This is a genomic window from Limosilactobacillus fermentum (assembly GCF_013394085.1).
In the GTDB taxonomy this organism is placed as follows: Bacteria; Bacillota; Bacilli; order Lactobacillales; family Lactobacillaceae; genus Limosilactobacillus; species Limosilactobacillus fermentum.
In genome coordinates, this window is sequence record NZ_CP040910.1 from 1,232,618 (window position 1) to 1,245,268 (window position 12,651).

General features: G+C 56.3%; 12 protein-coding genes. 2 read left to right on the forward strand and 10 right to left on the reverse strand.

Annotation, left to right across the window (positions count from 1 at the left end; translation table 11 throughout):
- Window positions 1–114 precede the first annotated feature (114 nt).
- On the reverse strand, window positions 115–726 hold the full coding sequence (locus FG166_RS06160; RefSeq protein ID WP_003683330.1) for a hypothetical protein: 612 nt from the start codon (window positions 724–726) through the stop codon (window positions 115–117).
- Complete coding sequence (locus FG166_RS06165) at window positions 723–1,601, reverse strand: DegV family protein (protein WP_004563204.1); 879 nt, start codon at window positions 1,599–1,601, stop codon at window positions 723–725. Before FG166_RS06165 ends, FG166_RS06160 begins: the two co-directional genes overlap by 4 nt.
- Before the next feature lie 190 nt (window positions 1,602–1,791).
- On the opposite strand from FG166_RS06165, the gene FG166_RS06170 reads away from it, so the two are divergent.
- Complete coding sequence (locus tag FG166_RS06170) at window positions 1,792–3,483, forward strand: NFACT RNA binding domain-containing protein (protein ID WP_003683328.1); 1,692 nt, start codon at window positions 1,792–1,794, stop codon at window positions 3,481–3,483.
- 204 nt (window positions 3,484–3,687) lie between these two features.
- Here the strand turns inward: FG166_RS06170 and FG166_RS06175 are convergent, their stop codons facing one another.
- Genes FG166_RS06175 through FG166_RS09625 form a run of 5 tightly spaced genes read right to left on the reverse strand, consistent with a single transcriptional unit; the run spans window position 3,688 to window position 7,064 of the window.
- Entirely contained in the window at window positions 3,688–4,983 is a 1,296-nt protein-coding gene (locus FG166_RS06175; protein ID WP_003683327.1) for a ferric reductase-like transmembrane domain-containing protein, read from the reverse strand.
- Complete coding sequence (locus FG166_RS06180) at window positions 4,980–5,639, reverse strand: flavodoxin (RefSeq protein ID WP_003683326.1); 660 nt, start codon at window positions 5,637–5,639, stop codon at window positions 4,980–4,982. The genes FG166_RS06175 and FG166_RS06180 overlap by 4 nt, the downstream gene beginning before the upstream one ends.
- Window positions 5,640–5,669: 30 nt before the next feature.
- Window positions 5,670–6,215, reverse strand: a complete 546-nt coding sequence (locus tag FG166_RS09695; RefSeq protein ID WP_003683325.1) for a DapH/DapD/GlmU-related protein — start codon at window positions 6,213–6,215, stop codon at window positions 5,670–5,672.
- 1 nt (window position 6,216) lies between these two features.
- Window positions 6,217–6,744: an aldo/keto reductase gene (locus tag FG166_RS09620; RefSeq protein WP_262350968.1), complete on the reverse strand. Its 528-nt coding sequence runs from the start codon at window positions 6,742–6,744 to the stop codon at window positions 6,217–6,219.
- Window positions 6,699–7,064 (reverse strand): aldo/keto reductase, encoded by a 366-nt coding sequence (locus FG166_RS09625; RefSeq protein ID WP_003683322.1) that lies wholly within the window; start codon window positions 7,062–7,064, stop codon window positions 6,699–6,701. The genes FG166_RS09620 and FG166_RS09625 overlap by 46 nt, the downstream gene beginning before the upstream one ends.
- 228 nt (window positions 7,065–7,292) lie before the next feature.
- Here FG166_RS09625 and FG166_RS06195 point away from each other — a divergent pair, with 228 nt between their 5' ends.
- On the forward strand, window positions 7,293–7,928 hold the full coding sequence (locus FG166_RS06195) for a carbonic anhydrase family protein (RefSeq protein ID WP_003683320.1): 636 nt from the start codon (window positions 7,293–7,295) through the stop codon (window positions 7,926–7,928).
- Window positions 7,929–8,120: 192 nt separating this feature from the next.
- On the opposite strand, the gene FG166_RS06200 is transcribed toward FG166_RS06195, so the two are convergent.
- The 3 genes from FG166_RS06200 to FG166_RS06210 are packed head-to-tail and all read right to left on the reverse strand — an operon-like array spanning window position 8,121 to window position 12,614.
- On the reverse strand, window positions 8,121–10,625 hold the full coding sequence (locus FG166_RS06200; RefSeq protein WP_003683319.1) for an ATP-binding protein: 2,505 nt from the start codon (window positions 10,623–10,625) through the stop codon (window positions 8,121–8,123).
- Window position 10,626: 1 nt separating this feature from the next.
- On the reverse strand, window positions 10,627–11,709 hold the full coding sequence (locus FG166_RS06205; RefSeq protein WP_003683316.1) for a carbamoyl phosphate synthase small subunit: 1,083 nt from the start codon (window positions 11,707–11,709) through the stop codon (window positions 10,627–10,629).
- Between the two features lie 29 nt (window positions 11,710–11,738).
- Window positions 11,739–12,614, reverse strand: a complete 876-nt coding sequence (locus tag FG166_RS06210; RefSeq protein ID WP_003683314.1) for an RluA family pseudouridine synthase — start codon at window positions 12,612–12,614, stop codon at window positions 11,739–11,741.
- Window positions 12,615–12,651: the final 37 nt, after the last annotated feature.

Genomic DNA, 12,651 nt, shown 5'->3' on the forward strand with positions numbered 1-12,651 from the left:
TACAGCAAGAGGCTGGGAAAAACGTGTTTTCCCAGCCCCCAATTTGTCTTTTCACTACTGACGTAATGTGTGCTCCACCCTAGGCCTAGGCCCTACAGAGTTAGAGCACGCTCCCTATTTCTTCTGTTGCTTGTCTTTATCTGCACTAAGGTTAATTTCCACTGACCCGGTCGGCTTGGTCGGCCCCCCCGAGCTCAAGTGCTCGGTGAAGTGACGTACCCCCAGGCCAGCCAGGGGGACGATCGCCGCGTACAGCAGGGCTGCCAAGAGGACGGGGGCCAAAGCGATCTTACCGAAGCCAAAGGAGACCGTCCAGTTGGCCGTCAACAAGTAGGCGTACAGCACCGTCAACACCAGCCGGGTCAGTAAGTAGACCAACCCGACGATTAGACCCAGGGTAATCCCTTGGCTGGCGCTCATGTGAATGTCTAAGGGCATCCGCCAACCAACCACGGCGGCAATGGCTAAGGCGACCACTAGCAGGGTCAGGGCCAAAATCCAGTCGGCCGTTTCGGTCAGCATCATGATCAAGGCACCGGCGACTAGGACGATTCCGCCCTTGAACAGGCCAACGCCGATCATCGCCGCCAAACCGAAGGCACCTCCCACTTCAATGATGCCAATCGTCCCCATTGGGAGGGCGAAGCGCCATTGGACAAGGGAGACGATCACCATCACGACTAGGCAGGCCAAAGAAATTAACCATTCGCGGACTTCATTGGTCATGCTAACGGCTTCTTTCGTGTATCTTGCATCCAGGTGATGGCCAAGGCGCCCTGACCAAGGTGAGTCCCGATGACGGGGCCAAAGTAGCTCAGCTCAAAGGACACGTTGGGGTGATCTTGTTGCAACTTAGCTAGCCACTCTTGACCGGCCTCCTTGGCGTTGGCGTGAACGACCATCGCCCGGACCGGGTAGTCGAGCTTGGCGATGTCTTGGTCAAAGATCTGTTCGCAACGTAACTTCGCCTTTTTCATCGAGCGCACCTTTTCAAAGGCCTCAATTGCGTAGTTGGCGGTGTGCATCGTCAGGAGGGGCTTAATCTTTAAAATCGACCCGACAAAGGCCGAGGCGTTGGACAGGCGCCCACCCCGGACCAGGTTTTGTAAGTCATCAACCACGAAGACGTTGTTGAAGGTTTCGCGGTACTCGCGGAGCTTCTTCATTACGTCGTCTAAGTCATCGCCCTGCTTAGCTAACTTAGCGGCTTCTAGAGCTAGGTAGCCCATCATCCGGATCGTCAGGTGGGAGTCAAAGGGCACAATTTGAATCGTGTCCTTCATCTCTTCGGCCAGCTGGGTGACCGTATTCATTAAGCCCGAAATGGCGCTGGTTAAGTGAATGGAAATCACCGTGTCGTAGCCCTGGTCGGCCAGGGATTGGTACAGCTCCATCAGCTCACCCAGCGGTGGCTGGGAGGTTGACGGAAACGAGGTTGAGGTTGCCAGTTGCTGGTAAAACTCATCGTTGGTGATGTCAACGCCCTCACGGTAACTCTGCCCGTCAATGATCAAGGGAATTGGCACCACAAAAATATTATTCGCCTTGACCTCTTCTTCAGAGAGGTAAGCGGTGCTGTCGGTAACAACAGCAATTTTCATGGTTGGGTCCTCCATCGTCGTAAATAAAATTAATTGAATAATTGCGGGGGATCTGTTCAATCCCGTAAATATCAAAATACCATAGATACCCCCTAAATACAATCATTGCGGCCCCCCAATTCGCATTTAGGGGACGAGAAAGGTATACTATTAAATTAGAATAATTTGATTCGGAAGCGAGGAATTTTATATGTCATTTGACGGTCTTTTCACCCACGCCATGGTGCACGAACTTAGTCAACTACTTACCGGGGGCCGGATCGCCCGGATTAACCAACCCTACCCGGCCGAAATGGTAATGGTGGTCCGTGCTAACCGGAAGAATCACCCACTTTTGATCTCGGCGAACCCCACCTACCCGCGGCTCCAAATCACCGCCGTTCCCTACAAGAACCCGGCGGTGCCGTCTAACTTTACCATGACGCTGCGCAAGTACTTGGAAGGGGCGCTGATCGATTCAATCAGCCAAGTCGATAACGACCGGATCGTTGAGTTTACCTTCACGACCCGCGACGAACTCGGTGACACCCAGCACCTCAAGTTAATCGTCGAAATCATGGCCCGCCACAGCAACGTTTCCTTGGTCAACCAGGAAACCGGCAAGATCATCGACACGATTAAGCACGTCGGCTCCGACCAAAACCGGGTCCGCCTCCTCTTGCCGGGGGCGCTCTTCCGGATGCCGCCCAAGCAAGAACGCACCAACCCCTACCTGCCTAACCAACACTACCCCAAGCTCTTTAGCCAGTTCCAGGGTGACCAGGCTGGTTTGGCCAAAGCTTTGCAGCACCAATACCAAGGCTTTGGCAAGGATAGCGCCGCGGAATTGGCGGCCGAACTGCTGGCGGCTGACAACCTGCCGACGGCTTACGAGGGCTTCTTGCGTCACTTCGAACACCCCGAACCAGTCCTGATTGAAGACCAACGGGGCAAGCAGCGCTTTGAAGCCTTTCCGCCACTCGACCCGACCGGGCTCACCATCACCCACTTTGCCACCCTGTCCGAGCTTTTGGACGGCTACTACGCCGCCAAGGCCGAACACGACCGGACCAAGGAACTGGCCGGCCAGGTCTTAAAGGTCGTTAACAACGAGCTTAAAAAGGACAAGCGGAAGGTCAAGAAGTTAAACCAGGAACTGGCCGACGCCGAAAGTGCCGACGACTACCGGATCCGCGGTGAACTGCTGACCACCTACCTAGGGCAACTCAAGGCCGGGATGACCGAAATCGAACTGCCCAACTTCTACGACGAAAACCGGCCGCTCCAGATCCAACTGGCCCCGGAACTGTCGCCGTCGAAAAACGCCCAGCGCTACTTCACCCGCTACAACAAGCTCAAGGCCAGTGTCGCTTACGACCAGGAACAACTGGCCCTGGCTAACGAAGAGATCAACTACTTTGAAAACATCGTCAGCCAGATCAACATCGCCTCGCCGGCCGACGTCCAAGAAATTCGCTTGGAACTTGAGCAACAGGGCTACTTGCGGGTACGGCGCCAAAAGGGAAAGAAACAACGCAAAGTCCAACCGGCTAAGCCCGAGATCTTCCACACCAGTGACGGTTCCGAGGTCCTGGTCGGCAAAAACAACCTGCAAAACGACCGATTGAGCTTTAAACTCGCCAACAAAAACGACCTCTGGTTCCACGTCAAGGACATCCCGGGTTCCCACGTCGTCTTACGTAACCCGGCGCCCAGTGACGAAACAATCTTAGAAGTCGCCCAGTTGGCCGCCTACTTCTCCAAGGGCCGCGACTCGGACAACGTGCCGGTCGACTACCTGCCGGTCAAGCGCCTCCACAAACCAAACGGCGCCAAGCCCGGCTTCGTGACCTTCCGCGGCCAAAAGACGCTCTCGGTAACGCCGAAGCGACTGCCCAATTAAAACCTAGTGAATTTAACGAAAGAGGCCGGGAAAAGCTCCGTTTTCCCGGCCTCTTACTGTCTGCCCGAATGTTGGACAGAAAATGTGGTAAATAACCGCAGGCCTAGTGTCTAAGTACGGGCGAAGAACGGTGCGTTCCGCACCAACCGTTCGCCCTAGCTTAGTCATACGGCCTGCCAAGGAGGTTATTTACCACCCAAACTTTTATATTGTCAATCGTTCATCAATAAACTGCCTCTTTTTAAAACCGAGCCCCGAGAGGGCGCCTTCAATGGCCAAGACGCCTTGGGCCGAGCCCACCACGATGACCTTGGCCCTTACTCGTTCGGACTCTGTTAATAAGGTGGCGAGCCGCTCCTTGGTTAAACGCCCCACCTGACTGTGGTAAGCAAAGGTGGCTTCTCGCTTCGCTAAATCCTTAAATTCACCTTCAAAATAACGCTCGGTTGGTGCGTGAACGCTCCATAATAACGTGATGGGACGCTTACCAACGTAGCGTTGCATAAGGCTCCGTAACGGGGCGATCCCCACTCCCATCGCAATCAAAACGAGCGGCGTTTGGGGGGCCGTCGCCTCAATTTCTTGCTCGAAGCGACCAAAGGGGCCCTGCAAAACGACCGGGCAACCCGGGGGAACTTGACCGATCCGCTTGGTAAAGTCCCCCACCCGGTCGATTACCAACTTCACCTCAGGTGGCGCCGCTTGACTAGCAGAAGCGACCGAAAAGGGGTGCCATTCCGCGGGGATTCCCCGCCCCCGAAAGGAGAGAAAGTACACGGCCCCCGCTTGGTACGGGGACGCTTGACTGCTTAATTTGACGGTGACCTCCTGCACGCGCGGGCTAAGGGGACGGTTACCAATCACCCGTCCCTTATTTTTCGCCAGGTTGGTCGCCACGAAATGCTGCCAACAATAAGCGGCCACGGCGACCAGGGTGTAGCAGTCAAAGAAGATGATAAATCCCGTCAGCTGGTAGAGCCGGGGAATCAAGTGAACATGAAACCAGATCAACGCAATTGCCACGAAGTTGAGCCGGTGCAGCCACAGCGAGACCCGGTGGTTGAAGGGGCGTTGCAACCGTTTCTTAAGCTTCGCGGCCCGGGGCGAATAGTCGACCAGCCACCCGCTCAAGAAAAAGGCGGCGTAAAAGACCCCACCAATGGCTAAGTACAAGGCGAGCCAGCCGGTTAAAACGACCCACCGCTGCATGCTAAAGGACAACTGGGAGTGTAGCAGGGCCAACGCAAGGGCGCACACCCCCAAGAGGCCGTGGACTAAGTACATCTTCGGCAGGCCCAGCCACCGTTCTAACCACTTAGGCCGCGTTGAGAGGTACACAATGGTCAGCCAGTAGGTATAGGCGAGTAGTCCTAAATCATAAATCAGCAGGTTGTGGAAACTGTCGGTTAAGCCGGCATTAAGTAACCAAAGCAACGGCAGCGGGAGGATGACCAAAATGATTAGCCACACTAAGGTTGGCCTGACAAGTCGTTTATTCATTTTGCCCTTTGCACCCCCAGCCTTGCTAACCAGGCGTTAACCTTGGGCGCCGCCTTACTGGAATCCGTCCCCCGGACCGCCAAGCCCTCCAGGACCGTGGCCTTCGGGTAGGTTTGCTTTAACGTTTCAACCGTGTTAGCTAGGCCTGAACCGGCGTGGGTGGTGAAGGGGATGATTGTTTTGCCGTTTAGGTTTTCCTTATCAAAAAAGGTGAACATAATCATCGGGTACTGGCCCCACCAAATTGGCGACCCAATGTAAATCGTGTCGTACTTGCTAACGTCCGGGAGCGGGTTTTTAATCGCCGGCCGGGCGTTTTCATCAATCTCTGTTTGGGCCTGTTTGGTAACCTGCTCGTAGTTTGACGAATAATCCACCTTGGGGACAATTTCATACATGTCGGCGCCGGTATATTTTTGAATGTCCTGGGCGACTTGCGCCGTGTGACCGACCTTGACGTCACCGCCGTACACCCCCTTGGTCCGCGAAAAGTAAACAATCAGGCTTTTGCCGGTCGCCACCTTCTTGGTGGAACTGGTTGCTTGGTTGCTCGAGTTGGTGGAAGGTGTGGCACCGCTACGAGCTAGGTTGCCAAGGACAATCACGGCTAAGACGGCGACCACCCCCACGATGAAGGCCACCACACGTTTATTCATGCTCTTTCCCCCTTACTTACCTCTCCAAGCTTACATCTCAATCGTGCGAATCACCTTGGCCGGGTTTCCAACCACCACCGCATTATCCGGGACATCCTTAGTCACAAAGCTAGCGGCCCCAACAACCGCGTTTTCACCAATCGTCACCCCCGGTAGGATCGTGGCGGCCGCCCCAATCCAAGCGTTTTTCTTGATGTGGACGGGCTTGCAAATGACGATCATCTTATCCTTTAGGTCGTGGTTGACGGTGATCAAGTTGGCTCGTGGGGCGATCTGAACCCCCTCTTCAATCTCAATCCCCCCCGCGGCGCTCATCATGACGCTGTGGTTGATAAAGACGTTGTTAGCCAGGGTCACCTGGCGGCCAAAGTCAATTTGTAGCGGCGGCAGGATTGAGGAGCCCGCACCCAAACCATTCAGCATTTCCGTTAGCTTTTCTTGCAGGCGGACGTCCGTCATCATCGGGAGCCAGCTTTGGTTGATTTCGTAGTTGATCGCCCCAGTCCGGGCCATTTCTTCCCTGGCCGGTTGGTAGGTCGCTGTTCGCATGTCGACCGGTTCACTATTGCTAATCATTTTATTTTGACCAATTCTTGACGAACCCGGCCACCGTCTGTTGAATGTAATCGGGGTCGTAAATGAAGTCGGCCGGGGCCTCATCGAGTTGGCTAATTGCTGCCATCTCTTCTTTGGTTAGGGTGAAATCAAAGACGGCCAGATTTTCGGCCATCCGTTCCCGGTGGGTTGTCTTGGGGATCACCACCACTCCCCGTTGAATGTTCCAGCACAAGACGACCTGGGCGACCGTCTTTTGATGCTGGTCGGCAAGCCCCTTTAATACCGGGTTGGTATACAAGTCGGCTCGCCCCTGCCCCAGCGGCCCCCACGCCTCCGGGACGATTCCCTGGGAACGTAGGTAGGCAACGTCTGTTTTCTTTTGGTTGAAGGGGTCAATTTCAATTTGGTCTAGCACCGGCATCACTCGGTTAAAGACGGTCAAGTCGGCTACGGCGCCGGCGTTAAAGTTGGAAACCCCAATCGCCTTAACGCGCCCCGTTTCTAGGACCCGCTCCAGGGCCCGCCAGGCCGCATAACTATCCCCCAGGGGGCGTGAAGCAAGAAGAGGTCCACGTAGTCGATATCCAGTTTGTCCAGTGACCCTTCGATTGCCTGCACCGCCTGGCCTTCGTTGATAATACTGCTCAACTTGGAAGTGACGAAGACGTCTTCGCGCGCTAGGCCACTCTGGCGGATGGCACGACCGACCGCGGCTTCGTTTCCGTAGGCCTGGGCGGTGTCGATCAGTCGGTAGCCCATTTCTAAGGCTTCCGTCACCAAGCGCTCGCACTCTGCTTCCGGCACTTGAAAGACCCCCATTCCTAGCATGGGCATCTTCATTCCGTTACTTAAGGTTGCGTATTCCATCTTAACCCCCCCTCTGTTTGCTTCACTGCTTGTTGGTTGACTGTCCTTCACCCGTATAATTTTTCATCATATTGATGACCATCGAGAAGCCCTGATTAAAAAGTGGGTGTCATAAAGAGGTTGTTTTCCACCCACTGGCCAGTTAATTTTCTTTCGCCCTCCCCAATTTCCTAGAAAGCGGTTGTACAACCCGTTATAATAAGGGTAATTATTTGGAGGTGTCTTTTCATGGAATACATCAATTACCAGACCCAGGACCAGTGGCAAGGTCCCGCTAGCCAACAGTCACCCATCGACATCGTTTTAGAGCAAACTACCCCACGCCCCCTCGCCAACCAGCCCTTAACCGTCTCCTTTGTCGGCGACCAGGCGCTGACCCGCGACCCCCGTTCGTCTGGGGACCAGTTTATCGGCGCTGGCACTTTAACGCTAGGGAACCACCATTACCACTTCTTGCGCCTCCACTTCCACGACCACAGCGAGCACCTGTTTGATGGCCAGCGGCAAGACGCCGAGGTCCACTTTGTCTACCAAGACGACCAGGGGCAAACCCTGGTCTTAGCCATGCTGGGGATAAGGGCCGCCGATGGTGAAGCCGGCTTTGACTTCGCTCCCGTCATTAACGGTCAGGCCGGTGCCGCCTACTTAAACCAGTTCTTTGCTAACAACCAGGGCTACTTTAATTACACCGGTTCTTTGACGACCCCACCACTGTCTCCGGACGTGACTTGGGTGGTGCTTGACGCCGTGCACCCCTTTTCTTCCGGTTCACTGGCACTAATTCACGACTTGTTTGCCAACAACTACCGGGCACCACAACCCATCACGGTCCCGGTTTACCATTACTACGAGAGTGGAAAATAACCTTCTCGGCAGATCGTATGACTAAGCTAGGACGAACGGTTGGTGCGGAACGCACCGTTCTTCGGCCTGCTTAGACACTAGACCTGCGGTTATTTACCACGTTTTCTGTCTAACCCTCGTGAATACAACAAGGGGTCGGGAAAAACAGAGTTTTTCCCGACCCCTTTTGGTTTGGTAATGTGTGCGAGAGGGTTATTGTTCACTCCCTTTGTTGGCGCGTTCAATCTGCGCCCCGATCACGGTGGCCGGCGCCGACTTTTGGTTGGTTAAGTGGTAATCGGCGTAGGGGAAGTGGGCCCGGTAGATGGCGTCGTGGTAGGTGGTTCCCTCGTGACTAGCCTTGACCAAGGCCTGGCCGGAGAAGCGCCCAATCATTAAGCGGACCCAAATGGCAGTCAGGTTCATTCCCAAGACCTTGGTCATAAAGGCGATGTCTGGGGCCGTCAGGGGTGAGACGTCTTCGTGGACCCCCTCGGCGTCCCCATCGACTTGGTAGAGGACCTGATACAAACCGGGCGTTTCCTGTTGGCTAATCGCCCGTTCACTGGTGGCCGTCACCTTGGTGGCCAGGTCCGACTCTAAGTGGGCCGGGTAACGCTTGGCCAGGGTTTGATACTTACCAACTCCCTGGTCCTTCAGTTCGCCGGTAACCCCCAGTTGGTAGACTACCTGGCCGTCAAAGAGGCCGTTAAACTCGAGGGTCGGGATTGAGGAAACCACGTTTTTGGGGATCTGGGTGGCTTCAATCACCACCACCTTCGTCGTGGGGCTGACCCGCTCAATTGCCCGCCCCAGCTCCTGTTTACCGGCGGGGACGAAGGCGTAGTCAGGCCGCTCGAGCCGGGCGACCGAAGCGACCGCCTCTTCGGTCATCGGCTCGAGGTAAACCTTGTCGCTCAACCACTGGGTCATTAACAACGAATTGGGGTTATTAGAGTGGCTAACCACCTGGTACTGGTGGTGCTTTAGTTCGCGGGCAATCATCGCCAACACGTAATCGTTAGCGGTACTGTTCCCCAGCTTGCGGGGCCCATCGCCAACGATCAGGGCCCGGGGGCCGGCGGTGGCGTCGCTCTCGTTTTCGGTTTCAAAGGTGGCGTAAAAGCGGTGGGGGTGCTCATCAAATTCCCCCGCCGAGGGGTCCACCTCCTTATAAACGCGGTGGAGCTGGTTTTCTTCGCGCAGGTCCGCCACCTTTTGCGGGCTGATCGCCCAGGACTGGGCAATTTGGTCGTCGGACAGCCCCCAGTACTTGGCCTCCCGAAGGATGTCCAGTGAACCCTGGTTTTCGTTTAGGCGCCGGACCAAGTCGGTCCCCCGCTTGAGCTGGTCGAAGTAGTAGCGGTCGATCTTGGTCAACTCGGTCAATTCATCCGAGGAATACCCGCGCGCGAGGGCTTCTAACAGGGTCAGTAAACGGTGCGGCCGGGGGTGAATTAGCCGCTCATCCAAGCGGTCATCGGAGAAGGTGGCAATTGCTTTGATGATTTGCTCGTTGGTCGGTGTGTAATAAGCGGCGGCACCCTTAATAATCGCCTCTAAAAAGGAACGGCCGATCCCGATCACCGAACCAACCGACTGCTTTTCCGTCTGCAACTCCCAGCGCTGCCCCGGCAGGCTTTCAATCGGGAAGGTCGGGAGGCGAACCGCCGTCCGGTCCATCACCGGTTCGGTCAGGGCCAAGTGGCGCGAGTAGTTGGGCCCTAACTTGATGTTCCGTAACAACTGGCCGGCGTACAGGTGGCCGCAAACGGTCGCCACCGGGTACCCGGTCGCCACCTCGACAAAGCTAGCGATCCGGTCGAAGTAAGGTGAGTTTTTGATCACGTAAAAGCGTTGATGCTCCTGGTCGAGGGCAAACTGAACGTGGTTGACCCCGACGATGCGCAGGCGCCGGGTGATCGCAAAGGCGACGTTGCGAATGTCTTGGATTTCCCGGTCCATCAAGGTTTGGGCCGGGGTCACGGCGACGGAATCGCCGGCGTGAATCCCAATCGGGTCCAGGTTTTCCACCATCGCCAGGTTCATCATCGTCCCCGAACTATCGCGCATCACCAGGACCTCAATTTCCTTTAAGCCGGCCAGGGATTGTTGGACCATCACTTGGCCCGCTCGTGACTCCTGGATCCCGGCGGCCACGGCGTTTTGCAACTCCCGGCTGTCGTGGACAATCCGGCGCGGCGCCTGCTTTTTAGGTAGGGCCGCCCGTACGATCACCGGGTAACCAACCTGGGCGACTAAATCGGCGGCGCCCTGAAAATCGCTCACCGTCCGGATCAGCTTGGTTGAGGCCCCCAGCTGCTTGAGGGTCTGGGATAAGAGGACCGGGTTGTTGACCTGGCGAACCGTTGCCTCGGGCACCCCGCAGTAATGGATCCCGCGTTCCTGAAAAATCCCCGTTTCGCTGACCGCCTGCACCAACTCAAAGGAGTGGCGACTCCCCAGGGTCGGGATGATCATGGTCGGCTCAAACCGGTTGATCAAGTCGACCACCTGTTTAACCCCTAACGGCGCCACCACCGGGTGGTCAATCACCCGGTCGTCATCGAGGGCGTATGAAAAGGGGTTGTCGCTCAAGAGGATTGTTTCTAAGCCGTGCTTTTTGAGGGCACTGGCGACTTCCACGGTGGCTTGATCCAGCTCGCTACCATGTTGTAAGTCGTCGGCCCCCGCACCAATGATTAATACTGCCGTCATCTTAATCCTCCTCTGTACCCCGCGTCATTTCCATGAATTCATCAAAGAGCGGGTCGGTTTCATCAGGGCCTGGTGACCCGTCCGGGAAGAACTGGACCGAAAAGGCCGGATAACGCCGGTGGCGCAGGCCCTGGACTGCCCCCGTCAGCATGTCCACGTAGGTCACAAACAGGTTCTCGCGATTGACCGACTCGCGCTGAATTTGAAAGCCGGCCCCCTGGTTAGCGTAGACCACGTGGTCGGTGATGATTTCTTTGATCGGGTGGTTCATACCGTGAATTTCCACCGGTACCCGGTCCACTTGAACCCCGTTGGCCATCGCAAATAGTTCGTGGCCCAGACCAATTCCAAACAGCGGTACCCGTTCCTGGAGCTCTTGGATCATCTTGAGCACCGATTTTTTCAAGCTGTGCGGGTCGCCCGGCCCAGACGACAAGACGACCCCGTCCGGATCGAGCCGCATGATCTGATCGACCGTCGCCGTGTAGGGCAGCACGGTGATGTTACACTTGCGTCGCGACAGTTCGCGCAGGATCCCGTTTTTAAGGCCAAAGTCGACCACCACGATGGAACGGCCGACCCCCGGGTTGGGGTAGGGCTTGGGGGTGGCCACCTGAGCCACTTGTTGGCTCGTCAACACGGTGGCGTGCAGTTGGTCGAAGGCGTGGGCGTCGGGGACTGGGACGATCGACCCCCGGACGGCGCCCCCAATCTCGCGCAACTTACGGATCAAGGCCCGGGTATCGACGTTGGTGATCCCGGGCACGTTGATCAAATTGAGGTACTGATCTAAGGTCATCCGGTGACGGCCCTTTTGTGCGGTTATGTTAGCTAGGTGGCGGACGATCACCCCCTTGATCGGCGGTTCGATCGATTCATAGACGTTGGAGTGGATCAGGGAATTGCCGACGTTGGGCTGGGTGAAGATCACGATCTGGTTATGGTAGATCGGGTTGGTGATGATTTCTTGGTACCCCGTCATCGCGGTGTTAAAGACCACCTCGCCAAAGGTAACGGCCGGGGCGCCAAACCCCTCTCCCTCAAACACCGTCCCGTCCTCCAGGATTAAATACCGCTTTACCATCAGGATCCCTCCCTCATCTCATCATTTTACTATGCGTCCGTGCGATCTAAGTAACTTAACATTTGTTCAAAGTAATCCGGCAAGGGGGCCGTGAAAACCATTTCCTCGCCCGTGACCGGGTGCTCAAAGCCCAGTAAGCGGGCGTGCAGGTACTGACCGTGGCCCGGCAAGGTCTTGCGGGGCCCGTACAGGGGGTCGCCGGCCAGTGGGTGGTTGATGTATTTCATGTGCACCCGAATTTGGTGGGTCCGCCCGGTTTCGAGCCGGCAGGCCACCAGGGTGTAGTGCTGGTAGCGCTTGAGGACCCGAAAGTGGGTAACGGCGTGGCGCCCGCCAACCACCACCGCCTGCTTCTTACGGTCCTTGGGCGAGCGGGCCAGCGGGGCGTCAATCGTCCCCTCGTTTTCCTTGATCACCCCGTGGACCAGGGCAACGTACTCGCGCAGGTTACTCTTTTCCTTGAGCTGGGCGGTCAGGCTGCGGTGAGCCCGGTCGGTCTTGGCAACCATCAAGAGCCCGGAAGTATCCTTATCAATCCGGTGAACGATGCCGGGCCGCAACTCGCCGTTGATCGACGACAAGGGGGCGTAGTACATCAGGGCGTTGACCAGCGTGTGGTTGGGGTGGCCGGGGGCCGGGTGCACCACCATCCCCTGGGGCTTATTGACGACGAGGACGTCATCGTCTTCGTAAACAATGTCGAGGGGGATGTTTTCCGGCTCCAGGTCAATTTCGACCGGCGTTTCCGGTTTAATCACCACCCGATCCCCCGCTTGGAGTTGGTACTTGGCTTTGACGGTTTGGCCGTTAACGGTCACGGTGCCATCATCGATCCAGCGCTTGAGCTGGGAGCGGGAGAACTGGGGAAAGTGGTGACCTAATTCCTTGTCGATCCGCCCGGTCATCCCGTCCGTGACGGTTAAAGTTTGCGTTGTTTGGTCC